At 72.7% G+C, this 24,189-nt stretch carries 17 protein-coding genes, 3 tRNA genes and 1 pseudogene; 10 read left to right on the forward strand and 11 right to left on the reverse strand.

Annotation, left to right across the window (positions count from 1 at the left end; translation table 11 throughout):
- Positions 1–262 precede the first annotated feature (262 nt).
- The 3 genes from ACH4NX_RS09980 to ACH4NX_RS09990 form a co-directional block, all read right to left on the reverse strand.
- Positions 263–339, reverse strand: a tRNA-Ile gene (locus ACH4NX_RS09980).
- A 175-nt stretch (positions 340–514) separates the two neighbouring features.
- Positions 515–587, reverse strand: a tRNA-Asn gene (locus ACH4NX_RS09985).
- Between the two features lie 5 nt (positions 588–592).
- Positions 593–665: transfer RNA gene (locus ACH4NX_RS09990), tRNA-Asn, on the reverse strand.
- A 149-nt stretch (positions 666–814) separates the two neighbouring features.
- On the opposite strand from ACH4NX_RS09990, the gene ACH4NX_RS09995 reads away from it, so the two are divergent.
- From ACH4NX_RS09995 to ACH4NX_RS10010, 4 genes are all read left to right on the forward strand, one after another.
- Positions 815–1,120 (forward strand): YtxH domain-containing protein, encoded by a 306-nt coding sequence (locus ACH4NX_RS09995; protein ID WP_279559250.1) that lies wholly within the window; start codon positions 815–817, stop codon positions 1,118–1,120.
- Between the two features lie 73 nt (positions 1,121–1,193).
- Complete coding sequence (locus ACH4NX_RS10000; RefSeq protein WP_351388142.1) at positions 1,194–2,648, forward strand: FGGY family carbohydrate kinase; 1,455 nt, start codon at positions 1,194–1,196, stop codon at positions 2,646–2,648.
- A gap of 129 nt (positions 2,649–2,777) precedes the next feature.
- Positions 2,778–4,511, forward strand: coding sequence for an ABC transporter ATP-binding protein (locus ACH4NX_RS10005; protein WP_398128503.1), 1,734 nt, complete (start codon positions 2,778–2,780; stop codon positions 4,509–4,511).
- The gene (locus ACH4NX_RS10010) at positions 4,511–6,439 is read left to right on the forward strand and encodes an ABC transporter ATP-binding protein (RefSeq protein WP_398128504.1); all 1,929 of its coding nucleotides are present in this window, start codon (positions 4,511–4,513) and stop codon (positions 6,437–6,439) included. The genes ACH4NX_RS10005 and ACH4NX_RS10010 overlap by 1 nt, the downstream gene beginning before the upstream one ends.
- 23 nt (positions 6,440–6,462) lie before the next feature.
- Here ACH4NX_RS10010 and ACH4NX_RS10015 read toward each other — a convergent pair.
- The 5 genes and pseudogenes from ACH4NX_RS10015 to ACH4NX_RS10035 form a co-directional block, all read right to left on the reverse strand.
- Positions 6,463–7,775: pseudogene (locus ACH4NX_RS10015) on the reverse strand (RNA polymerase sigma factor).
- 303 nt (positions 7,776–8,078) lie between these two features.
- Positions 8,079–10,016: a DNA primase gene (dnaG, locus tag ACH4NX_RS10020; RefSeq protein WP_351388136.1), complete on the reverse strand. Its 1,938-nt coding sequence runs from the start codon at positions 10,014–10,016 to the stop codon at positions 8,079–8,081.
- Positions 10,017–10,045: 29 nt separating this feature from the next.
- Positions 10,046–11,311 (reverse strand): FAD-dependent oxidoreductase, encoded by a 1,266-nt coding sequence (locus tag ACH4NX_RS10025; protein WP_351388133.1) that lies wholly within the window; start codon positions 11,309–11,311, stop codon positions 10,046–10,048.
- A 143-nt stretch (positions 11,312–11,454) separates the two neighbouring features.
- Positions 11,455–12,729, reverse strand: coding sequence for a deoxyguanosinetriphosphate triphosphohydrolase (locus ACH4NX_RS10030; RefSeq protein ID WP_351388131.1), 1,275 nt, complete (start codon positions 12,727–12,729; stop codon positions 11,455–11,457).
- 558 nt (positions 12,730–13,287) lie between these two features.
- Positions 13,288–14,199 (reverse strand): sirohydrochlorin chelatase, encoded by a 912-nt coding sequence (locus tag ACH4NX_RS10035; RefSeq protein WP_398128558.1) that lies wholly within the window; start codon positions 14,197–14,199, stop codon positions 13,288–13,290.
- Positions 14,200–14,380: 181 nt separating this feature from the next.
- On the opposite strand from ACH4NX_RS10035, the gene ACH4NX_RS10040 reads away from it, so the two are divergent.
- The gene (locus ACH4NX_RS10040) at positions 14,381–15,067 is read left to right on the forward strand and encodes a vancomycin high temperature exclusion protein (RefSeq protein ID WP_398128505.1); all 687 of its coding nucleotides are present in this window, start codon (positions 14,381–14,383) and stop codon (positions 15,065–15,067) included.
- Between the two features lie 192 nt (positions 15,068–15,259).
- Complete coding sequence (locus ACH4NX_RS10045) at positions 15,260–17,365, forward strand: molybdopterin oxidoreductase family protein (protein ID WP_398128559.1); 2,106 nt, start codon at positions 15,260–15,262, stop codon at positions 17,363–17,365.
- Positions 17,366–17,661: 296 nt separating this feature from the next.
- Here the strand turns inward: ACH4NX_RS10045 and ACH4NX_RS10050 are convergent, their stop codons facing one another.
- Positions 17,662–18,249, reverse strand: a complete 588-nt coding sequence (locus ACH4NX_RS10050; protein ID WP_398128506.1) for an NADPH-dependent FMN reductase — start codon at positions 18,247–18,249, stop codon at positions 17,662–17,664.
- A gap of 300 nt (positions 18,250–18,549) precedes the next feature.
- On the opposite strand from ACH4NX_RS10050, the gene ACH4NX_RS10055 reads away from it, so the two are divergent.
- Both ACH4NX_RS10055 and ACH4NX_RS10060 read left to right on the forward strand, forming a co-directional pair.
- A complete protein-coding gene (locus ACH4NX_RS10055) occupies positions 18,550–19,098 on the forward strand; it encodes a hypothetical protein (RefSeq protein WP_398128507.1) in 549 nt (182 codons plus the stop codon).
- A gap of 121 nt (positions 19,099–19,219) precedes the next feature.
- Entirely contained in the window at positions 19,220–19,840 is a 621-nt protein-coding gene (locus ACH4NX_RS10060; RefSeq protein ID WP_398128508.1) for a class F sortase, read from the forward strand.
- On the opposite strand, the gene ACH4NX_RS10065 is transcribed toward ACH4NX_RS10060, so the two are convergent.
- Positions 19,778–20,167: a helix-turn-helix domain-containing protein gene (locus ACH4NX_RS10065; RefSeq protein ID WP_279559263.1), complete on the reverse strand. Its 390-nt coding sequence runs from the start codon at positions 20,165–20,167 to the stop codon at positions 19,778–19,780. The genes ACH4NX_RS10060 and ACH4NX_RS10065 overlap by 63 nt on opposite strands.
- A gap of 107 nt (positions 20,168–20,274) precedes the next feature.
- On the opposite strand from ACH4NX_RS10065, the gene ACH4NX_RS10070 reads away from it, so the two are divergent.
- On the forward strand, positions 20,275–21,180 hold the full coding sequence (locus ACH4NX_RS10070; RefSeq protein ID WP_398128509.1) for an NAD(P)-dependent oxidoreductase: 906 nt from the start codon (positions 20,275–20,277) through the stop codon (positions 21,178–21,180).
- Positions 21,181–21,400: 220 nt separating this feature from the next.
- Positions 21,401–23,227, forward strand: coding sequence for a glycoside hydrolase family 3 protein (locus ACH4NX_RS10075; RefSeq protein ID WP_351388114.1), 1,827 nt, complete (start codon positions 21,401–21,403; stop codon positions 23,225–23,227).
- Between the two features lie 111 nt (positions 23,228–23,338).
- Here ACH4NX_RS10075 and ACH4NX_RS10080 read toward each other — a convergent pair whose 3' ends face one another.
- Positions 23,339–24,121, reverse strand: a complete 783-nt coding sequence (locus tag ACH4NX_RS10080) for a sulfite exporter TauE/SafE family protein (protein WP_351388112.1) — start codon at positions 24,119–24,121, stop codon at positions 23,339–23,341.
- Between the last annotated feature and the right edge of the window lie 68 nt (positions 24,122–24,189).

Genomic DNA, 24,189 nt, shown 5'->3' on the forward strand with positions numbered 1-24,189 from the left:
ACCCGCCCCGGCCGCCGAGCCGGGCGGCCACGAACCACATGCGAGTGGATGATGCCGATGCGGTGAGGCAGGGCCGCTGCCTCAGCAGCCGTGGGAGCCTTCACCACGCACCCATCGAAGACTCGAACAAAACCCCAGGTCACAGGCCTCTTGACCCTCACAGGGGACACAAAACGGCACACGTTCGCCACACCGATTCGGGACACCCAATCCCGCGAAAACCGCGTTTCCGCAGGTCAGAACGTTTCCTCGGGGTGACTACTGGTGGGGCGGGTGGGACTCGAACCCACGGCCGGCGGATTATGAGTCCGCTGCTCTAACCGGCTGAGCTACCGCCCCATAGCGGCGTGTCGCGTACACGTGTGCGCGCCGTCTGCCGCAGCATAGCCGCTCATACGATCTCCTGCCTCGGATGGTCGGCTACCGCGCTGCCTTCATGACCTTGAGGACTCCGCAGCGTGCCGCGCGGTTCCCGGACATGAAAAAGGACCCCGAAGGGTCCTCGTTCACCGTGCTCCCCCGACTGGACTCGAACCAGTAACCTGCCGGTTAACAGCCGGCTGCTCTGCCAATTGAGCTACAGGGGACCGAGCTCCTCGGACTGGACTCGAACCAGTAACCTGCCGGTTAACAGCCGGCTGCTCTGCCAATTGAGCTACCGAGGATTGACTCGTTGCATCGAACGTATCCCACTGGGTATCCGCCAGGGGGCGCGCGCTCGCTGCGACACATACATTAGCGCAAGCAGGGGGGTGCTCCGCCAATCGGTACTCCCCGGCACCTCAGGAGCCAGAGCAAGGGAAGGGTGGCCGCCATGCGTTACCGGCTCACGTTCGTCGTCGGACTCGCGGTGGGTTACGTGCTGGGCACGAAGGCCGGACGGGAGCGTTACGAGCAGTTGCGCAAGTCCGCCCGTCAGGTCGCGCAGAACCCCGCCGTGCGCAACACCGCCGAGTCGGCGGCCCAGCAGGGCAGGCACTTCGCCGACAAGGCGTACAGCGCGGTGAGCGACAAGGTCGGGGACCGGATGCCCGACTCGGTGGCCCAGCGGGTCCGCTCCCTGCGCGAACGCGGCACGAACGGCAGTGGCGCGGACGACTGGGGCACCAGCAACACGTGAGGCCCGTGCCCCGGGCGGGTCCCGTGCCCCCACCGGGTACGGATACCTCTCCCGGTACGGCAGAATTTCGGGCATGGGGATAGTCGCCGGGTTGGACAGTGCGCCCGATTTCACTCGTATCGTCGTCTGCGACTCGGAGACGGGTGCCGTGCTGAGGCAGGGCTACGCGCCTCATCCGGTGGAGAGCCCCGAAGGCGGGGGCCGGCCCTCGGACGTCGATCCGCAGGCCTGGCTGCTGTCCCTCGGGGAGGCCGCCGGCGGCGGGCTGCTGGAGGGCGTGCAGGCCATCGGCGTCTCCGCGCAGGCGAACTCCGTCGTGCCGCTGGACTCGCAGGGCAATACCGTGCGCCCCGCCATGGTCGGCGGCGACAAGCGCTCCCAGGTGGCCGCGGCCGACCTGATCGACGCGCTCGGCGGGCGTGAGGCGTGGGCACAGGCCGTGGGCTCGGTGCCGCAGGCCGCGCAGCCGGTGACCAAGCTCCGCTGGCTGGCCAGGACCGAGCCCGAGGCCGCCGCCCGGACCGCGGTGCTGCTCCAGGCCCACGACTGGCTGGTGTGGCAGCTGCTCGGGCGGCCCGCGAGGAGGACCACCGACCGGGGCGGCGCGTCGGGCACCGGCTACTGGTCGGCGGCGAGCGGCGGGTACCGGCCCGACCTGGTCGAGCTGGCGCTCGGGCACCAGGTGATGCTGCCGGAGGTGATCGGTCCGTCCGAGGCGGCCGGTACGACGCCGGAGGGGTTGCTGATCTCCGCCGGTACCGGCGAGACGATGGCCGCCGCCTTCGGGCTGGGGATCGGGCTGGGCGACGCGGTGGTGTCGCTGGGCGCGTCCGGGTCGGTGATGGCCGTGCACCCCGAGGCGCTCGTCGACCAGTCCGGCATGATCACCTCGCTGGCGGACGCCACCGGCATGCACCTGCCCGTCGTCACCACCCTGAACGCCGTACGCACCCTGCGCGGCGCCGCCGAGCTGCTCGGCGTGCCTGACCTGGAGAGCCTGTCCGAGCTGGCGATGAAGTCGACGCCGGGCGCGCACGGACTGGTACTGCTCCCCTACCTGGAGGGCGAGCGCACGCCGAACCTGCCGCACACCGCCGGCACACTGGCCGGTCTGCGGCGCGAGTCGATGAGGCCGGAGCACCTGGCGCGGGCCGCGTTCGAGGGCATGCTGTGCGGTCTCGCCGACGCCCTGGACGTGCTGCGCGGCCGGGGCGTGGACGTGCGGCGGGTCTTCCTGCTGGGCGCGGCGGCCGAGCTGCCGGCCGTGCAGGCGGCGGCGCCCGCGCTGTTCGGAACGCAGGTCGTCGTACCGCAGCCGGCGGACTACGCGGCGATCGGCTCGGCCCGGCAGGCTGCCTGGGCGCTGGGCGCGTCCCAGGGCACGCTGGACCCGCGCAATCCCCCCGTCTGGCAGGGCGCGGTCGCGCAGGTGCTGGAGCCGGGCGAGGAGCTGGCGGTGGGGCAGGCGGTGCGCCAGCAGTTCGTGTCGGTGCGGGAGCAGACCCATCCGGGCGCGCTGCACGCGTAGGGCCGCCCAGAAGGCCGGAAACGGCGCGCTGTTGGGTTAATCAGTTGAGGTAACGCGGGCGGAGTGTCCGACGATAGGGGCCAGGGGCAACCAACCGCCGCCCCTGTCGCCGACTCCGAGAGACACAGCGTGCTCATACGACTTCTGCGTACCTATCTCAGGCCCTACCGAAAACCCATCGCCCTGCTGGTGGCACTGCAGTTCCTGCAGACCTGCGCCTCCCTCTACCTGCCGACCCTGAACGCGGACATCATCGACAACGGTGTCGTGAAGGGCGACTCGGGCCACATCCTGGCCTTCGGCGCCCTGATGATCGGCATCTCGCTGGTCCAGGTGGTGTGCAACATCGGGGCCGTCCACTACGGCGCGCGGACCGCCGCCGCGCTCGGCCGGGACGTGCGCGGTGCCGTCTTCGACCGGGTGCAGTCCTTCTCGGCCCGCGAGGTCGGCGGCTTCGGCGCCCCCTCGCTGATCACCCGGACCACGAACGACGTCCAGCAGGTCCAGATGCTGGCCCTGATGACGTTCACGCTGATGGTGTCGGCGCCCATCATGTGTGTCGGCGGCATCGTGATGGCGCTGGGCCTGGACGTGCCGCTGTCCGGGGTGCTGGTCGGGGTCGTGCCGGTGCTGGCGGTCTGCGTGACGCTGATCGTGCGGCGGCTGCGGCCGCTGTTCCGGGCCATGCAGGAGCGGCTGGACACGGTGAACCGGGTGCTGCGCGAGCAGATCACCGGCAACCGTGTCATCCGCGCCTTCGTGCGGGACGAGTACGAGCAGCAGCGCTTCAGGAAGGCCAACGCCGATCTCACGGAGGTGGCGCTGGGCAGCGGCAACCTGCTCGCGCTGATGTTCCCCGTGGTCATGACGGTGGTGAACCTGTCCTCGGTCGCGGTGGTGTGGTTCGGGGCCCACCGGATCGAGAGCGGCGGGATGCAGATCGGCGATCTGACGGCGTTCCTCGCCTACCTGATGCAGATCGTGATGTCCGTGATGATGGCCACCTTCATGTTCATGATGGTGCCGCGCGCGGAGGTGTGCGCCGAGCGCATCCAGGAGGTCCTGGGCACCGAGAGCAGTGTGGTGCCGCCGGTGGCACCGGTCACCGAGCTGCGCCGGCACGGGCATCTGGAGGTGCGGGGGGCCGGTTTCCGCTACCCCGGTGCCGAGGAGCCGGTGCTCCGGCACATCGACCTGGTGGCCCGGCCGGGCGAGACGACCGCCGTCATCGGCTCGACCGGCAGCGGCAAGTCCACGCTGCTCGGGCTGGTCCCCCGGCTGTTCGACGCCACGGAGGGCGAGGTGCTCGTCGACGGGGTGGACGTGCGGACCGTCGACCCGAAGGTGCTGGCCAAGGTCGTGGGGCTGGTGCCGCAGAAGCCGTACCTCTTCGCGGGCACGGTCGCGACCAATCTGCGCTACGGCAATCCGGACGCCACGGACGAGGAGCTGTGGCACGCGCTCGGCGTGGCGCAGGCCGGGGAGTTCGTCTCCGGGCTGGAGGGCGGGCTCGACGCGCCCGTCTCGCAGGGCGGCACCAACGTGTCGGGAGGTCAGCGGCAGCGGCTCGCCATCGCCCGGACGCTCGTCCAGCGCCCGGAGATCTACCTCTTCGACGACTCCTTCTCCGCCCTCGACTACGCCACGGACGCCGCGCTGCGGGCCGCGCTGGGCCGGGAGACGGCCGAGGCGACCGTGGTGATCGTGGCGCAGCGCGTGTCGACCATCAGGGACGCGGACCAGATCATCGTGCTGGACGAGGGGCGGGTGGTCGGCGTGGGCCGGCACCACGAGCTGATGGCGGACAACGAGACCTACCGGGAGATCGTCCTCTCCCAGCTCACGGAAGCGGAGGCCGCCTGATGGCCGGGCCCGCGGGGCGCATGATGGCCGGGGGCGGACCCGACCAGCGTTCGATGGACTTCAAGGGGTCGACCAGGCGGCTCCTCACCCGCTTCCGGCCGGAGCGGGCGACCCTCTCCACGCTGCTGGCGTGTCTGGTCGTCAGCGTCGGACTCAGCGTGATCGGACCGAAGATCCTCGGCCGGGCCACCGACCTGGTCTTCGCGGGGATCGTCGGGCGGGACATGCCGTCCGGGGCCTCGAAGGAACAGGTCCTGGACTCCATGCGGGAGCGCGGTGACGGCGATGTCGCCGACATGCTCCGCAGCACGGACTTCGTCCCGGGCCGGGGCATCGACTTCGGAGCGGTGGGCGAGGTGCTGCTGCTCGCGCTGGCGGCCTTCGCCGTCGCCGGGCTGCTGATGGCGGTGGCCACCCGGCTGGTGAACCGCGCGGTCAACCGGACCATGTTCCGGATGCGGGAGGACCTGCAGACGAAACTGTCCCGGCTGCCGCTGTCGTACTTCGACAAGCGGCAGCGCGGCGAGGTGCTGAGCCGGGCGACGAACGACATCGACAACATCCAGCAGACGCTCCAGCAGTCGATGGGCCAGCTGATCAACTCGCTGCTGACCATCATCGGCGTGCTGGCGATGATGTTCTACGTCTCCTGGATCCTGGCGCTGGTCGCCCTGGTGACCGTGCCGCTGTCGTTCGTGGTGGCCACGCGCGTGGGCAAGCGGTCGCAGCCGCAGTTCGTGCGGCAGTGGCGCTCCACGGGGCAGCTGAACGCGCACATCGAGGAGATGTACACCGGGCACGCCCTGGTGAAGGTGTTCGGGCGGCAGGAGGAGTCGGCGAAGCAGTTCGCCGAGCAGAACGACGCGCTGTACGAGGCCGGGTTCAAGGCGCAGTTCAACAGCGGGATCATGCAGCCGCTGATGATGTGCGTGTCCAACCTGAACTACGTGCTCGTCGCGGTCGTCGGCGGGCTGCGGGTGGCCTCGGGGACGCTGTCCATCGGTGACGTGCAGGCCTTCATCCAGTACTCGCGGCAGTTCTCGATGCCGTTGACGCAGGTCGCGTCGATGGCGAACCTGGTGCAGTCGGGTGTGGCGTCGGCGGAGCGGGTCTTCGAGCTGCTGGACGCCGAGGAGCAGTCGGCGGACCCGATCCCGGGCGCCCGGCCGGAGGACCTGCGCGGGCGGGTGGAGCTGGAGCACGTCTCCTTCCGCTACGACCCCGAGAAGCCGCTGATCGAGGACCTGTCGCTGAAGGTCGAGCCGGGGCACACGGTCGCCATCGTCGGGCCCACGGGCGCCGGGAAGACGACCCTCGTCAATCTGCTGATGCGGTTCTACGAGGTCTCGGGCGGGCGGATCACCCTGGACGGCGTGGACGTGGCGAAGATGTCCCGGGACGAGCTGCGGGCCGGCATCGGCATGGTGCTCCAGGACACCTGGCTGTTCGGCGGCACCATCGCGGAGAACATCGCCTACGGGGCGTCGCGGGAGGTGACCCGCGGGGAGATCGAGGAGGCGGCGCGGGCCGCGCACGCCGACCGGTTCGTGCGGACGCTGCCCGACGGCTACGACACGGTGATCGACGACGAGGGGACGGGGGTGAGCGCCGGTGAGAAGCAGCTCGTCACCATCGCGCGGGCCTTCCTGTCCGACCCGGTGATCCTGGTCCTGGACGAGGCGACGTCGTCCGTGGACACCCGTACCGAGGTGCTGATCCAGAAGGCGATGGCCAAGCTGGCGCACGGGCGGACGTCGTTCGTGATCGCGCACCGGCTGTCGACGATCCGGGACGCGGACACGATCCTGGTGATGGAGGACGGGGCGATCGTCGAGCAGGGCGCCCACGCCGGGCTGCTGGCGGCCGGCGGGGCCTACGCGCGGCTGTACCGGGCCCAGTTCGCCCAGGCCGTGGCGGAGGTGGAGTAGGGGCTCGGCCGGAGCCGGGGGTCTCAGTCCAGGTAGCCCCTCAGCTGGTCCGCGAAGGTGTGGTCGCGGAGTTTGCTGAGGGTCTTGGACTCGATCTGGCGGATCCGCTCGCGGGTCACACCGAAGATCCGGCCTATCTCCTCCAGCGTGCGGGGGCGGCCGTCGACCAGGCCGTAGCGGAGCTGGACGACCTTGCGCTCGCGTTCGCCGAGGGTGGAGAGCACCGCCTCCAGGTGCTGGCGCAGCAGCAGGAACGCGGCCGACTCGACGGGGCTGGCGGCGTCGCCGTCCTCGATCAGGTCACCGAGCGCGACGTCGTCCTCCTCGCCGACCGGGGCGTGCAGGGAGACCGGCTCCTGGGCGAGGCGCAGCACCTCGCCGACCCGCTCGGGGGCCAGGTCCAGGTGGGCGGCGACCTCCTGCGGGGTCGGCTCGTAGCCGCGTTCCTGCAGCATGCGGCGCTGGACGCGGATCACCCGGTTGATCAGCTCGACGACGTGGACGGGGACGCGGATGGTGCGGGCCTGGTCGGCCAGGGCCCGGGACATGGCCTGGCGGATCCACCAGGTGGCGTAGGTGGAGAACTTGTAGCCGCGGGCGTAGTCGAACTTCTCCACGGCCCGGATCAGGCCCAGGTTCCCCTCCTGGACCAGGTCGAGCATGGTCAGTCCGCGTCCGACGTAGCGCTTGGCCACGGACACGACGAGCCGCAGGTTCGCCTCGATCAGGCGGCGCTTGGCCAGGCGGCCCAGGACGACGAGCCGGTCGAGGTCCAGGGCGAGCCGGCTGTCCAGGTCGACGGCGAGCCGCAGCTTCTCCTCGGCGAACAGCCCGGCCTCCACACGCCGGGCGAGGTCGACCTCCTCGGCCGCGGTGAGCAGCGGTATCCGGCCGATCTCCCGCAGGTACTGGCGGAACAGGTCGGAGGAGGGCCCGCCGGTCTCCGTGCGCGTGGGCCGCGGCGGCTCGGGGGCCTCGTCCTCGGGGGCGCCCGCCGGGTCCCCGGGGTGGCCGGCCTCTTCGGGGACGGCCGCTTCGGTGTCCGCTTCGGTGCCCGCTTCGGTGTCCCCTTCGGTGTCCGTCTCAGGGATGGCCGTTTCGGTGTCCGTTTCGGGGGTGTCTGCCGCGGGCGGCTCGTCCGGCCGGTTCTCGGGGTGGTGCACGGCACGGTGCTGGGCGGGCATCGCGACGAGGACGCCGCTCTCCGCGTCCGGCTCCGCGCCGTCGGTACTGGTGTCGGTCTGGGTGAGGGTCTGGGTCTGCACGGGGGCGACCTCCAGGATGGACGCGTCCGGCGGGGGCCGGCAGCGGTACTTCGGGGGCGGAGCCGGCTCACTCGCCGCTGTCCGCCCCCTACGCGTGGAACGCGACCGGAGGGACCGGCAACCCGCCGGGACGGGCCGGCCGCGCTCCGAGGACTCAGGCACCGGTCCCCAGTGTGGGGTACGACACATCACCGCCACGAGGGGCGTGCGGTGACTTTTTGCGTCCGGCCGTGACCGCGCGGTTACCCGCGGTCGGTTCCAGGGGGTGTCGTTCGGATCAGGCCGGCTCCGGGCGACGGTGCCTTGCGACTGACCCGAGCGGGGTCTGGTGCGTGCCAGGCCCCGCGCCCCCGGCAAGATCCGAACGGCACCCCCTAGAGCGCGGCGGCGCCCTGGACGCGCAGGGTCTGGTCGTACTGCTGGAGGACCCACAGCTCGTTCTGCACGGCGGCCAGTTCGGCGGGGTCGCCGTGGCCGGTCAGGCGGGTGAGGCGGCCGGTGATGTCGCGGATGCGGCGCTCGACGGCCCGGCGCCGGACGGTGACCAGCTGGGCGCCCGCGTAGACGTCGTCGGCGCCCTTGACGCCCCGGTGCAGCATGATCGCCTCGACCGCGAGCTCGGTGACCATGGCGCGGACGGCGTCGTCCGGGGCGGCCTCGCGGACGCGGACCAGGTAGCCCTGGGGGTCCTCGACGCCGGACTCGGCGCCGCCGGCCTCCATGATCGCCTCGCGTACGGCCGCGTAGGGCGGGGCGGTGAACTCGTCGACGCCGTACGCGTCGAAGGCCGGGGAGACCAGCTCGGGGCGCTGGAGGGCGAGCTTGAGCAGCTCGCGTTCGGTGGCGAAGACGGGGTTGCGGAGGTTCAGCGCGGGGCCCCCGCGCGGGCCGGGCCCGGCGGGGCCGGCGTACTGCTGCGGGGCGCCGCCGCTGCCGCGCTGCTGCCGGTCGGGGGCGGCGGGGCCCTTGCCGCCGCGGTCGCGGGCCCAGCGGGCCAGCTGGGCGATCCGCTTGACCACGAACTGGGTGTCGAGGATGCCGAGCATGCCGGCGAGCTGCACGGCGACCTCGTGCTGGGCGCCGCTGTTCTTGATGCGGGCGACGACGGGGGCGGCCTCGTCCAGCGCGGAGGCGCGGCCGGCCGGGGTGTCCAGGTCGTAGCGGCCGACGATCTGGCGGAGCGCGAACTCGAAGAGCGGGGTGCGCGGCTCGACCAGGTCGGCGACCGCGTCGTCGCCCTTGGCCAGGCGCAGGTCGCAGGGGTCCATGCCGTCGGGGGCGATGGCGATGTAGGTCTCGGCGGCGAACTTCTGGTCGTCCTCGAAGGCGCGCAGGGCCGCCTTCTGGCCGGCCGCGTCGCCGTCGAAGGTGAAGATGACGCGGGCCGAGCCGTTGTCCATGAGCAGGCGGCGGAGGATCTTGATGTGGTCGCCGCCGAAGGCGGTGCCGCAGGTCGCGATGGCGGTGGTGACGCCGGCGAGGTGGCAGGCCATGACGTCGGTGTAGCCCTCGACGACGACGGCCCGGGACGCCTTCGCGATGTCCTTCTTGGCGAGGTCGATGCCGTAGAGGACCTGTGACTTCTTGTAGATCGCGGTGTCGGGGGTGTTCAGGTACTTCGGGCCGTTGTCCGCCTCGTAGAGCTTGCGGGCGCCGAAGCCGACGACGTCGCCGCCGATGTCGCGGATGGGCCACATCAGCCGGCCGCGGAAGCGGTCGATGGGGCCGCGGCGGCCCTCCTGGGCGAGGCCGGACAGCAGCAGTTCCTTGTCGCTGAAGCCCTTGCCGCGCAGGAAGCGGGTGAGGTGGTCCCAGCCCTGAGGGCTGTAGCCGACGGAGAAGTGCTCGGCGGCGGCCTGGTCGAAGCCGCGCTCGGCGAGGAAGGCGCGGCCGGTGTCGGCCTCGGGGCCGGTCGCCAGCTGCTCCGCGTACCACTGGGCGGCGATCTTGTGGGCCTCGACCAGGCGGATGCGCTCGCCGCGCTGGTGGCTGGGGTTGTACCCGCCCTCCTCGTAGCGCAGGGTGATGCCGGCCTGGCCGGCCAGGCGCTCGACCGCCTCCGAGAAGGTGAGGTGGTCGATCTTCATCACGAACGTGAGGGTGTCGCCGCCCTCCTGGCAGCCGAAGCAGTGGAAGAACCCCTTGCTCGGACTGACCTGGAAGGACGGGGACTTCTCGTCATGGAAGGGGCACAGGCCCTTCAGGTTGCCGCCGCCCGCGTTCCTCAGCTGGAGGTACTCGGACACCACGGCGTCGATCGGGACCGCGTCCCGTACCGCCTTCACGTCCTCGTCGTTGATCCGTCCAGCCACGCCTGAAGTCTACGGCGGCGGACCGACAGCTACGCGACGAGGCTTTCGAGGGATACGTGCGGGTTCGCCAGGGCCTCCGTGTCCACCCGGGTCTTCGAGCGGATCAGCTGCTGGATCGGCTCCGTGACGTCCCACACGTTCACGTTCATCCCGGCCAGCACCCGGCCCTCCTTCACCCAGAAGGCGATGAACTCGCGCTTCGCGGCGTCGCCGCGGATCACCACCTGGTCGTACGACCCCTGCGGCGCCCAGCCGGAGTACTCCATGCCCAGGTCGTACTGGTCGGTGAAGAAGTAGGGCACGCGGTCGTGGGCGGGGCCCCTGCCGAGCATCGCGCGGGCGGCCGCCGGGCCGCCGTTCAGCGCGCCCGCCCAGTGCTCGACGCGCAGGCGGGTGTCGAAGAGGGCGTGGTGGAAGGAGGCCACGTCGCCGGCCGCGTAGATGTCGGGGTCGGAGGTGCGCAGGTTCGCGTCGACCACGATGCCGCCGCCGTCGGCGGGGCCGGCGATCTCCAGGCCCGCGGCCTGGGCGAGCGCGGTGCGCGGGGCGGCGCCGATCGCGGCGAGCACGTCGTGGGCGGGGTGCTCCTCGCCGTCGTCGGTGCGGGCGGCCAGCACCATGCCGTCCTGGCCGATGATCTCGGTCAGCCGCACGCCGAAGCGGAAGCGGACGCCGTGCGCCTCGTGCAGCTCGGCGAAGACCGCGCCCAGCTCGGGGCCGAGGGCGCCGTGCAGCGGGGTCGGGCCGGGCTCGACGACGGTGACCTCGGCGCCGTACTCGCGGGCCGCCGCCGCGACCTCCAGGCCGATCCAGCCGGCCCCGGCGATCAGGAGGTGGCCGTTGTCCCGGCCGAGGGAGGCGAGGACGTTCTTGAGGCGTTCGGCGTGGGCGAGGCGGCGCAGATGGTGGACGCCCGCGAGGCCGGTGCCGGGGACGTCGAGGCGGCGGGGCTCGGCGCCGGTCGCGATGAGCAGCTTGTCGTACCCGGCGCGGGTGCCGTCGTCGCCGTAGTGGACGGTCTTGGCGACGGGGTCGATCGCGACGACGGTCTGGCCGAGGTGCAGCTCGATGTCGTGCCGCGCGTACCAGCCGGGCTCGTGCACGAAGACGCTGTCGCGTTCCTCCTTGCCGAGGAGGTAGCCCTTGGACAGCGGCGGGCGCTCGTAGGGGTGGTCGCGCTCGTCGCAGATGAGGATCACCCGGCCGGTGAAGCCCTCCGTGCGGAGCGTCTCGGCCGCCTTCGCGCCGGCCAGGCCGCCTCCGACGATGACGAATGTCTGATCCGCGTCGACCACTTGTCTGCCTCCTCGTCAGGGTGCCGCCACATGCGAGCGTCCCGCACGTGGCGTGGTGCGGGAAGAGGGAGTGGCCCGATCAGGCCATGGCGGGCCGTGTTCCGGGCCTTGGTGCCTGGCGGGTCACGCCTGCCCCGACACTCTCATGGATGCCCCGTCAGCCGGGCGTGAAGCGAGCGGGCCGAGGCGTCGGTGAGGGAGGCGATCTGGTCGACGATCACCCGTTTGCGGGCGCGGTCGTCGGCGGCGGTGTCGAACAGGGCGCGGAACTGGGGGTCGAGGCCGTCCGGGGCGCGGGCGGTGAGCGCCTCGGCCAGTTCGGCGACGACGACGCGCTGGTCGGCGCGGAGCCGCTCCTGCTCGGTGCGCTGCATGACGTAACGGACGGCGACCGCCTTGAGGACGGCGCACTCCACGCGGGTCTCGCGCGGTACGGCCAGTTCGGCGGTGTAGCGGGTGAGCCGGCCGTCCCCGTACGCGGCCCGGGTGGCGGTCTCGGCGGCGAGGCAGAAGCGGCCGATGAGCTGGCTGGTGGCGTCCTTCAGCCGGGCCTGGGCGACGGCCGAGCCGTCGTAGCCGTGCGGCCACCAGTCCTGGGCGAGGAGGCGGTCGAGGGCGGCGGCGAGTTCGGCGTGGTCGGTGCCGGCCGGGACGTAGCGGCCGACGGCGACCTCGAAGACGGCCTCGCGCTCGGGGTCGGCGAGCAGGCAGTTCGGGTCGATGTGACCGGCGTGCAGGCCGTCCTCGACGTCGTGCACGGAGTACGCGACGTCGTCGGCCCAGTCCATGACCTGGGCCTCGAAGCAGGTGCGGGCGCCGGGTGCGTCCTTGCGGAGCCATTCGAAGACCGGCCGGTCGTCGTCGTACACGCCGAACTTGGGCGAGGCCGGGTCGGTGGGGTGGGCGCCGCGGGGCCACGGGTACTTGGTGGCGGCGTCGAGGGTGGCGCGGGTGAGGTTGAGGCCGACGGAGCCGTCCTCGGTGAACCGCTTGGGCTCGATGCGGGTGAGGAGCCTCAGTGACTGGGCGTTGCCCTCGAAGCCGCCGCAGTCCTCGGCGAACTCGTTCAGCGCCTGTTCGCCGTTGTGGCCGAAGGGCGGATGCCCCAGGTCGTGGGCGAGGCAGGCGGCCTCGACGAGGTCGGGGTCGCAGCCGAGGGCGGCGCCGAGTTCGCGGCCGACCTGGGCGCATTCCAGGGAGTGCGTGAGGCGGGTGCGGGGGCTGGCGTCCCAGAGCGGACTGCGCTCCCCCGGCGTGACGACCTGGGTCTTGCCGGCGAGGCGGCGCAGGGCCGAGGAGTGCAGGATGCGGGCGCGGTCGCGCTGGAAGGCGGTACGGCCGGGGCGTTTGTCCGGTTCGGGGGCGTAGCGGGCGACCGACGTGGGGTCGTACGGGGGTGCGGGTGCGGTGCCTTCCATGATCCGGTGCCGTGCCTCGCCTTCCCTGTCATGAACCTCGACGTGGTCCCCGTACAGCTCCGGGTCCGGGTGTTCCGCGTGTCGCGTGTCGGCCGGTCCACTCTCTCACGGGCGCGGGGGCCCACCGTGGCAGACTGCGCGGCATGGAAGACATACGTCTCCCCCACTCCGGCCGCGGGAAAGGCACCGTTCCCGTCAGCCACGCTCCGGACGGTGCGGCGACCGTCGTGGAGATCAAGGGCGGACTCCTCTCCTCCTTCCACGTCTACGGGCTGATCGACACGCCCGGCCGGCTGGAGCGGGGCCGCATGCTCCTGAGTCCGTCCCACGCCTTCGGTGTTCACCGGGTACGAGCCGTCGTCCCCAGGGAGTACACCCACCTCACGGTGGAGAGGGGGTCCACCGGTTCGGCGTTCCCCAGCTGGAAGATCGGGTTCCGCGACTCCGGCTCACTGCCCGGGCTGGTGACGGGTGCCGAGGGCGGCCATCCGGATGTCCTGCGGTACACCGGCGAGCGCACGACGCTGACGCTGGAGGTGGACAAGGGGGTCGCGATCCTCACGCACCGTTCGCCCGCAGGCGGGGAAGCGACAGAGCTGCGGCGGTGCGACGGGCCCTTCCGCGGCGCCGTGGAAGTGCCGGGTCCCGGTCTGCTCGAGGTGAACTGCCTGGCCCGCTGGTCGGTCGCTCTGGGCTAGGAAGCCCGTCCTCGGACAGCGTGGCCGGTCTCTCCACCCGGCCGCCCACCGCCTCGTCGTAGCGGCGCAGGAGCAGGCGGGCCATCGCCGGGTGCGTGCCCAGCGGGGCGGAGGCGATCCACGGGGCGGCCGCCGCGCACTCCGTGGCGAAGCGGCCCGGGGCCGTGAAGTACGAGGCGACGGCGACGTGGCGGTGGCCTCGGGCGGTCAGCGCGCGTACCGCCTGAGGGACCGTGGGAGCCGCGGCCGAGGCGTAGGCGGACACGACCGGGACTCCGAGACGGCCGGCCAGCAGGGCCGCGGCGCGGGCGGTGTCCGCCCGGGACTCGGGGTCGCGGGAGCCCGCGGAGGCGAGGACGACGGCACCGCCCCGGGGGGCGCGGGCGGGCCAGCCGGCTTCGAGGAGGCGGTCGTGCAGGGCGTCGACGAGCAGCGGATGCGGGCCGAGCGGAGCGGCCACGCGGGTGCGGGCCGGTGCCGCCGCGGCCATCTCGGGGATGTCCTGTTTGACGTGGTAGCCGCGGCTCAGCAGGAGCGGGACCAGGACGGCGTCCCCGTCTTCGAGGGCGGCGAGGGTGCCGGGCAGCCGGGGTTCGTTCAGCTCGATGTGTCCGAGGCGCACCGGCAGGGCGGGGCGCAGGGCGCGGACCCGGTCGAGGAGGGCGCCCACGGTGACCGGCGCGCGCGGGTCGCGGCTGCCGTGGGCGACGACGACCAGGGCGGGGGTGCCGCCGGGGTGGTTCGCCGTGCTGGTCCTGCCCGTCACCGTCATGGCTGTCGTCGCCGTCATGCACCGATGGTGGGGGCGGGACGTTGCCTTTCCGTTGCGTCGGTGTCACAGGGGTTTTCCGTCGGTCCGCGGGCCGCCGGGGCCCTCGGTGTGAGCGGCGGCGAACCGGACGGCGCCCGGGTACGTCCCTGAGAGCAGAACCGACCGGGGAGGGAACCGTCCGATGCGCCGCCCGAGACTTCGCAGACCACGCCTGCCGCGCACCCGTGAGGGGCGGCGGCGGCTGGTCCAGGCGGTGATGGCCGGGTGCGTGCTCGCGCTGTCGCCGAGCACGTGGATGTACGTCGTGACGGGTGACCGGCTGCGCACCACGGCCGACGTACCGCGTACCGAGGTCGCGGTCGTCTTCGGCGCCGGACTGTGGGAGGGCGAGCCGTCGCCGTACCTCGCGCACCGCCTGGACGCGGCGGCCGAGCTCTATCGCGCGGGCCGGATCGAGGTGGTCCTCGTCACCGGCGACAACAGCCGTGAGGAGTACGACGAGCCGGACGCCATGCGTTCCTACCTGGTCCGGCACGGGGTGCCCGACGGGCGGATCGTCAGCGACTACGCGGGCTTCGACACCTGGGACTCCTGCGTCCGCGCGAAGAAGATCTTCGGCGTGGACCGGGCGGTCCTGATCAGCCAGGGCTTCCACATCCGGCGGGCGGTGGCGCTGTGCCAGGAGGCGGGAGTGGCGTCGTACGGCGTCGGGGTCGACGACAGACATGATCTGACCTGGTACTACGGGGGCGCCCGGGAGATCCTCGCGGCGGGGAAGGCGGCGCTGGACGCGGTCTTCGAGCCGGATCCCACGTTCCTCGGGCCGAAGGAGCCGGGCGTGTCCCGGGCCCTCGCCGGTGAGGAGTGAGGAGGCCTCACGGCGGCGGCTCCCACAGCGGCCCTCGTGTCGGCCCTCGTGTCGGCTCCCACAGCGGCCCTCGCGGCGGCCCTCACCGTGGCCGGAGGGCGGCGGGGAGGTCACCGTCCCGGCGGCGTAACAAAGCGCCGCCCGGTCGCGTAACACGGGCGGCGCACGCTGGGCGGCATGCAGAACACCGGCATGCGGACCACCGCCACGCCCACGCCCACCCACTGCCCGTACTGCGCCCTGCAGTGCGGGATGAATCTGACGCCCGCCGCCGACGGGACCGTCGAGGTGTCCGAGCGCGCCGACTTCCCGGTGAACCGGGGCGCGCTGTGCGGCAAGGGGCGTACGGCGCCGGCGGTGCTCGCGTCGAGCGCCCGGCTGACCTCGCCGCTGGTGCGTTCCGCCGAGGGTCCGCTGGTGCCTGCCTCGTGGGACGAGGCGCTGGGCCGGATCGCCCGGAACCTGGCCCGCACGCGGGCGGAGCACGGCGCGGACGCGCTCGGGGTGTTCGGCGGGGGCGGGCTGACCAACGAGAAGGCGTACACGCTGGGCAAGTTCGCCCGGGTGGTGCTGGGCACCTCGCAGATCGACTACAACGGGCGGTTCTGCATGTCGTCGGCGGCGGCGGCCGGCGTCAGGGCGTTCGGCCTCGACCGGGGGCTGCCGTTCCCGCTGGAGGACATCCCGAGGACCGGGTGCGTGATCCTCGTCGGGTCGAACCCGGCGGAGACGATGCCGCCGTCCCTGCGGTACTTCACCGAGCTGCGTGAGAACGGCGGCACGCTGATCGTCGTCGACCCGCGCCGCACCAGGACCGCCGAGCAGGCCGACCTGCACCTGGCGCCCAGGCCGGGCACCGACCTCGCCCTCGCGCTGGGCATGCTGCACCTGGTCGTCGCCGAGGGGCGGGTGGACGAGCGGTACGTCGAGGAGCGCACGGCCGGCTGGGAGGACGCGCGGGCGGCGGCGATGGGGCACTGGCCGGAGTACGTGGAGCGGATCACGGGGGTGTCCGTTCCCGAACTGCGGGAGGCGGTACGGATGTTCTGCGCGCCCGAGGCCGCGATGGTGCTGACCGCGCGCGGGCCCGAGCAGCAGTCCAAGGGGACGGACACGGTGGGCGCGTGGATCAACCTGTGCCTGGCGACCGGACGGGCCGGGCGCCCCCTGTCCGGGTACGGCTGTCTGACCGGGCAGGGCAACGGGCAGGGCGGACGCGAACACGGGCAGAAGGCCGACCAGTTGCCCGGCTACCGCAAGCTGACCGACCCGGCGGCGCGGCTCCACGTCGCCGAGGTGTGGGGCGTGGACCCGGACTCGCTGCCGGGGCCGGGGCGCAGCGCGTACGAGCTGTTGGACGCGCTGGGCACGGACATCAGGTCGCTGCTGCTGATGGGCTCGAACCCGGTGGTGTCGGCGCCCCGCGCGGCCCACGTCGAGGAGCGGCTGCGGTCGCTGGACTTCCTCGCCGTGTGCGACGTGGTGCTCTCCGAGACGGCGGCGCTGGCGGACGTGGTGCTGCCGGTGACGCAGTGGGCCGAGGAGTCGGGGACCACGACCAGCCTGGAGGGGCGGGTGCTGCTGCGGCGGCGCGCGATCGGCCCGCCGGACGGGGTCCGCAGCGATCTGGAGGTGCTGCACGGGCTGGCCGGCCGGCTGGGCGTGGAGAAGGGCTTCCCCACCGAGCCGGAGGAGGTCTTCGAGGAGCTGCGCCGGGCGAGCGCGGGCGGCCCGGCGGACTACTCGGGGATCGACTACCGGCGGCTGGCCGAGGAGGGCGGGGTGTTCTGGCCGTGTCCGGCGCCGGAGGAGACCGCCGGGACGCGAGGGGACCGGCATCCGGGCACCCCCCGCCTCTTCCTCGACCGCTTCGCCACCGAGGACGGCCGGGCCAGGTTCGCGCCCGTCTCGCACCGGCCGAGCGCCGAGGAGCCGGACGACGAGTATCCGGTGCTGCTGACCACCGGGCGGGTGGTGGCGCAGTACCAGTCGGGCGCGCAGACCCGGCGCGTGGACGAGCTGAACGCCGCCGCGCCGGGCCCCTTCGTGGAGCTCCACCCCCGGCTGGCGGCGCGGCTGGGGGTGGCCGAGGGCGATCCGGTGGCCGTCGTCTCCCGGCGCGGCCGGGCCGTGGCACCGGCCCGCGTCACCGCCGGCATCCGCCCCGACACCGTGTTCATGCCCTTCCACTGGCCGGGCGAGGGCCGCGCCAACACCCTGACCAACCCGGCCCTCGACCCGACGTCGCGGATGCCGGAGTTCAAGGTGTGCGCGGTGCGGATGGAGAGGGTGGTCTGACGCCCGGCGGCCGGGGACCGACTGCCGGCGGCCGGCCGAGGAGGGCGGGGTGTTCCGGCCTCCACGCCGCCCACCCGACGTGAGCACGGCAGCCGCAGCCTCCAGGCCGCCCACCCGACGAAGGCACCACGCCCTCCACGCCGCCCACCCGACGTGAGCACCACGACCTCCGCACCGCCCACCCGACGTGAGCACCACGACCTCCGCACCGCCCACCCGACGTGAGCACCACGACCTCCGCACCGCCCACCCGACGTGAGCACCACGACCTCCGCACCGCCCACCCGGCATGGGCTTCACGCGCCGTCGTACGGCCGCCGCTCCTTCGCCTCCCGCAGGGCCCGCCCCCACCACACCAGCTGGTCGAGCATCGTCTTCGCCGCCGCGTCCGGTCCCGACGGGTCCCTGAGCCTGCCCTCGTCGTCGAACGAGGCGCCCGCGTTGTGGAAGGAGACGGTGTCGCGGACGGTGACGGCGTGCAGTTCGGCGAAGACCTGCCGCAGGTGCTCCGAGGCGCGCAGGCCGCCGGCCAGACCGCCGTAGGAGACGAGGCCGACGGGCTTGGCCCGCCACTCCGTGAAGTGCCAGTCGATGACGTTCTTCAGGCCCGCCGGGAACGAGTGGTTGTACTCCGGGGTGAGGACGACGAACGCGTCCGCGCCCTCCAGTTTGGGGGTGATCTCCGCCAGCGCGGCGGTCGCCTCCGGGGTCGGGGCGAAGGTCGTGGGCAGGTCGGTCCCCGCGACGTCCAGCACCTCGGGGTCGAGGTCGGGGTGGGCCCGGAGATGGTCCAGGAGCCAGTCGGCGACGACGGGGCCGAAGCGGCCGTGGCGGTTGCTGCCGACGAGCAGGGTCACACGCAGGGGAGCGGTCGTTGTGTTCATGCGGGACAGCCTGGTACCTCAAGCTTGATTGAGGTCAAGCGCGGCGCCGGCGGGCCCGTTCGGAGGCACCGCCTCACCCGTTCACACCCGCGCCCCGCACCCTTCGGGATCTTTTCCCGGGACGCCCGCCGCACGCCGGTGACCTGCGGAAACGCTGCCCCGTGTGGACCTGCCGGGCGCGCGGCCGACACCCGTTCATCCCATTCCCGGCGCGTCCTCGGGGAGCGGGCCACGTCCGGTGCGACTTACCTCGGTAGGGCAAGGGGCCGTGAAGAGGTCAGAAGAGGTCAAGGAGCACCGATGCGACGTACCGCCCGCCTGCTGACCGGTACCGCGCTCGCCGTCGCGGCCGTCGGCCTCGCCGCCCAGGCGCCCGTGCACGCCGGGCCCGTGTACGCCGGGGAGGCCGAGGTGAGCGGCGGTCTGGAGGTGCGCCCGTCCTCGGTCGTGCCGGGCGAGCGGGCCACGGTGGACACGACGGCGTGCGGCGGGGGCGGTTCGGCGGCGGGCGACGCCAGCGCGGTGGGCGCCGGTACGTTCCCGCTGGCCCCGGGCACCGGCAAGGGCGAGGCGGTCGGCCGCTTCGAGGTGCCGCCGAGCGCGCAGCCGGGGACGTACGAGATCGTCGCGACCTGTGGTGGGAGCGGCCTGCGGGTGACGGGCGACCTGGTGGTCACGCTGACCTCGGCCCGTGAGCAGGTGTACCCCAAGGGAAGCGTGAAGACGGGGGTCGGTGGCGCTCTTGGCCCCGATCCCGTGCAGACCGCGGCGGGTGTGGCGGCTCTGGCCGTCGCCGCCGCGGGCGGTACCTGGCTCCTGCATCGCCGGGCGAGAGGCGACGGGATCTGACGGGCACCCTCCGCTGCCCGTTCGCCGGTACCGCACTTCCCCACCCCCTCCGGGTCCGACGCCCCTCGCGGCCCGGAGGGGGCAGGGAGCCTTTCAGAGGGACGGAGAACAGGGGGACATCATGCGCAGGGTCGGCAACACCGCGATAGCCGCCGTCACCGCGGCCGCCCTCTGCTCCGGGACCTGGCTGCTCGTCGGCGGCGCCCGCACCGAGGCCCCGCCGCAGCCCTCCGCCGCCCAGGCCCGCACGGGGCAGGCCGGCGAGGCCGCCGCCGCACCGGCGCTGCCGCCCTCCCCGCCCGACCGTGTCCGCGTCCCGGCGATCGGCGTGGACGCCCCGATGACGGGCCTCGGCCTGACGCCGTCGGGCAGCCTCGACGTGCCGCCCGCCGAGCAGGAGAACCTCGCCGGCTGGTACGAGGCCGGCACCACCCCCGGTGAGACGGGCACCGCGATCGTCGCCGGGCACGTCGACAACGCCGAGGGGCCCGCCGTCTTCTACCGGCTCGGCGCCCTGGAGAAGGGCGCCACGATCGAGGTCGACCGGCGCGACGGCGGCGTCGCGCTGTTCACCGTGGACGCGGTGGAGGTCTACGCCGCGAAGGACTTCCCGGACGAGAAGGTGTACGGCGCGGCGAACCGGCCCGAGCTGCGCGTCATCACCTGCGGCGGCGGCTACTCACGCGGTACCGGATACCAGGGGAACGTGGTCGTCTTCGCGCACCTCACCGGCAGCCGGTGAGCCGTTCGGCACGTTCGCCCTGCCCCACGCGCCGAGCGGCGCCAGCGCCTCGTTGAGGGCGACGCCCCGCGCGGTCAGCGAGTACTCCACGCGCGGTGGCACCTCGCGGTACTCCTCGCGGTGCACGATGCCGTCGGCCTCCAGCTCCCGCAGCTGCGCGGCGAGCACCTTCTCCGTCACCCCGGGCAACTCCCGGCGCAGGGCGCCGAACCGGTGCACCCCTTCGCCGAGCGCCCACAGGATCAGCACCTTCCACTTGCCGCCGATCACGTCCATCGCCGCGTCGACCCCGCAGACGTACGCCCCCGGCCGCCGTACCGTACCCATGCCCGTCACCCCGTCCCCACCCGCTGCCTGCTCCCTTTCCCCAGGGTAACCACCCACTCTCAAGTACGTACTTGAGCGGCCGTCGTTCCCGGCGGAGCCTGATCTCCATGACTGACAAGACTTCCACCGCCCGTATTCCGCTCACCGTCCTCGGCGCCGGCGCCATGGGCACCGCCCTGGTCCGTGCCTGGCTCGCCGCCGGACACCCCGTGACCGTCTGGAACCGCACCCCGGCCCGCGCCGAGGCCCTCGCCGCCGACGGCGCGACGGTCGCCGCGAGCGCGGCCGAGGCGGTGGCCGCGAGCCGCCTGGTGATCGCCTGCCTGCTCGACGACGCCTCGGTCGGCGAGGCCCTCGACGGGGCCGACCTGACCGGGCGGGACCTGGTGAACCTCACCACCGGCACGCCCGCCGAGGGCCGCGCCCGTGCCAGCTGGGCGACGGAGCGCGGCGCCCGTTTCCTGGACGGCGGGATCATGGCCGTACCGCCGATGATCGGAGACGCCGGCTCCGGCGGGTACGTCTTCTACAGCGGTTCCCCCGCCCTCTTCGAGGAGCACCGGGACACCCTCGCCGTCCCGGCCGGCACCCGATACGTGGGCGAGGACGCCGGCTTCGCGGCGCTGCACGACGTGGCGCTGCTGAGCGCGATGAGCGGCATGTTCGCGGGCATCACACACGCCTTCGCGCTGATCGGCCCGGAGGATATCGCCCCGAAGGACTTCGCGCCGCTGCTGGTGTCCTGGCTCGGCGCGATGACCGGCTCCGCCCACCTGGCCGCCGACCAGATCGAGAGCGGCGACTACGGCAAGGGCGTCGTCTCCAACCTCGCGATGCAAGTGGCGGGCAACGCGACGCTGCTGCGCACGGCCGAGGAGCAGGGAGTGAGCCCGGAGCTGCTGACGCCGTACACGGCGTTGATGGAGCGGTGGCTCGCCGAGGGGCACGGGGAGGAGGACACGACCGGGATGGTGGAGCTGCTGGATCTGCGGCGGGGGTCGAAGACGGCCTAGGAAGGCGCCCCCGGGATCGCGGGAAGTGGCGTACTCCACGTATCAGCCCAGCTCAGGGCACCCACACGGGCGGCAGGAGAGCCCTTCCACTTTGTCTAGACCTATTTTGTCTAGACCTCTTGCCCCGCCCGTGATCCGCGGGCTACGTTTCCCGCTGTTCGGAGTACTGCACATTTCCTTCAATTCCCTTGATGGGCAAGGCTGGAAGGAGCATGTCCGCATGCAGGACCGGAGTCTGTCCAGACGAACGGTGCTCGCCTCCGCGACCGTGGTCGCCGCGAGCGCTACCGGCGTCGTGGGTGTGGCGGCCACCCCCGCGGTCGCGCACAGGCGCGACGACCGCCTCAAGAAGATCATCTCCAGGATGAGCGTCGAGGCGAAGATCGGCCAGCTGTTCGTACCGTACTTCTACGGTACGTCGGCGACTTCTCCCAGCCAGTTCGACCAGGACCGCAACCTCAGGGAACTCGGCGTCCGCACCGTGGCCGAACTCATCGCCAAGTACCACATCGGCGGTGTCATCTACTTCTCCGGCTGGACGAACAACATCCAGGACCCCCACCAGATAGCGGACCTGACGAACGGTGTGCAGCGGGCCTCGCTCGCGCTGCCCACCCCCGTCCCGTCCCTGATCTCCATCGACCAGGAGCACGGGGCCAACGTCCGCATCGGCAGCGGCGCCACCCAGCTGCCGGGCGCGATGGCGCTCGGCGCCGGCCGCTCGCTCTCCGACGCGCGCACCGCCGGACGGATATCGGGCACCGAACTCGCCGCCCTGGGCATCCACCAGAACTTCGCCCCGGTCGCCGACGTCAACGTCAACCCGGCCAACCCCATCATCAACGTCCGCTCCTTCGGCGCCGACGCCCGAGCGGTCGGCCGCATGGTGGCGGCCCAGGTGACCGGCTACCAGCAGGCCGGCGTCGTGGCCTGCGCCAAGCACTTCCCGGGCCACGGGGACACCGCGCAGGACAGCCACACCGGGCTGCCCGTGATCACCCACACCCGCGAGGAGTGGGAGCGCGTCGACGCCCCGCCTTTCAGGGCCGCGATCGCCGCCGGCGTCGACTCGATCATGACCGCGCACCTCCAGGTCCCCGCGCTCGACCCCAGCAACGAACCGGCCACCCTGTCCCCCGCGATCCTCCAGGGCGTGCTGCGCGACGAACTCGGCTTCGACGGCGTGATCGTCACCGACGCCCTCAACATGCAGGGTGTACGCACCAAGTACGGCGACGACCGCGTGCCCGTCCTCGCCCTCAAGGCCGGCGCCGACCAACTGCTCTTCCCGCCGGACATCGGCGTCGCCTACGACGGCGTCCTGGCCGCCGTCCGCGACGGGGAGATCACCGAGGACCGGCTCGACGAATCGGTCCTGCGCATCCTGCGGATCAAGGACAAGGCCGGCCTGTTCGACGGCAGCCCCTATGTCTCACCGAAGGTGGTCGACCGGGTCGTCGGCGCCCGAAAGCACCAGCGCGCCGCCGCCCGGATCGCCGAGCGCACCACCACCCTGCTGGTCAACGAGGACGAGGCGCTCCCGCTGCGCCGCCGGCAGCGGAAGCTGCTCGTGGTGGGTGCCAGCCCGGCCTTCCCGACCGACGACACCCGCACCACCGTGCCCGAGCTGGCCAAGGCGTTCGACGAGCTGGGCTACCGGACCACCCACCTCGCCACCGGCCGGGAGCCCGACGCGGCGAAGATCGACGAGGCCGTGGCCGCCGCGCGGGGACGGGACGCGGTGGTGGTCACCACCGACAACGTCGGTGCCACCAGCGCCCAGCGCACCCTGGTGTCCCGGCTGCTCGCGACGGGCGTCCCCGTCGTCCACCTCGCGGTGCGCAACCCCTACGACATCGCCCACCTCGGCGACGTCCCGGCCTCACTGGTCTCCTACTGCTGGACCGAGGTCGAACTGCGCGCCGCGGCCCGGGTGATCGCCGGCCGGGTCGAGCCGCGCGGCAAGCTGCCCGTGCCCGTCCAGCGGGCCGACGACCCGGCCGAGATCCTCTTCCGCTCCGGGCACGGCCTGTCCTACGACGACTGACGTCGGCCTTCCCGCCCGGCTTTCGGCCCCGGTGCCCCCGGAAAAAAGGGGGAGCCGGGGCCGGACGCCTCACCCGGCAGCCGGGGACCCCAGGCGTCGTCGTGCCCCCGGCTACGCCACCCACTGCTCCCACGCCAGGTTCGCCACCAGCGCGAAGACCACCGTCAGCAGGACGACGCGGACGAAGCCGCTGCCCTTCTTCAGGGCCGTGTGCGCGCCGAACATGCCGCCCGCGAGGTTGAAGACGGCCATCAGCGCGGCCAGCTGCCACAGGACGGCGCCCTGCCAGGCGAAGGTGGCGAGGGCGCCCGCGTTGGTGCAGCAGTTGACGATCTTGGCGGTGGCGGAGGCGGTCACCAGGTCGAGGTGGAGCACGGCGGTGAGCGCCAGGACGAGGAAGGTGCCGGTGCCGGGGCCGACGAGGCCGTCGTAGAAGCCGATGCCGAGGCCCGCGAGGCCGATCGCGGCGAGGATGCGGCGGGGGCCGGCCGGGCCGGTGGCGGGGGCGGTGCCGAAGGCGGGGCGCAGGATGACGAAGGCCGCCACCGCGAGCAGCACCACCATGATCACCGGCTTGAGCACCTCGGTACTCATCCCGGCCGCGAAGAAGGCCCCGCCGGACGATCCGGCCAGCGCCGCGAGGCCGATGCGTACGGCGGTGCGGACGTCCACCGGCGCCTTGCGGGCGTAGGTCACCGCCGCGCCCGTGGTGCCGACGATGGCGACCGCCTTGTTGGTGCCCAGCGCGTGCGCGGCCGGGGTGCCGGCGGGCAGCCCGAGCAGCAGCGCCGGCAGCAGCAGGAGCCCGCCACCGCCGACCACGGCGTCGATCCAGCCGGCCGCGAGGGCGGCGAGGCAGAGCAGGACGACGGTGGTCAGCGATATGTCGGGCATGATCGCGAGCTTATGGACGGGATGGATGTGCCGTCCATCAAGATGAGCGTCTTCTGAGGTTGCCCGGG

The organism is Streptomyces sp. NPDC017225 (assembly GCF_044331465.1).
Lineage (GTDB): Bacteria > Actinomycetota > Actinomycetes > Streptomycetales > Streptomycetaceae > Streptomyces.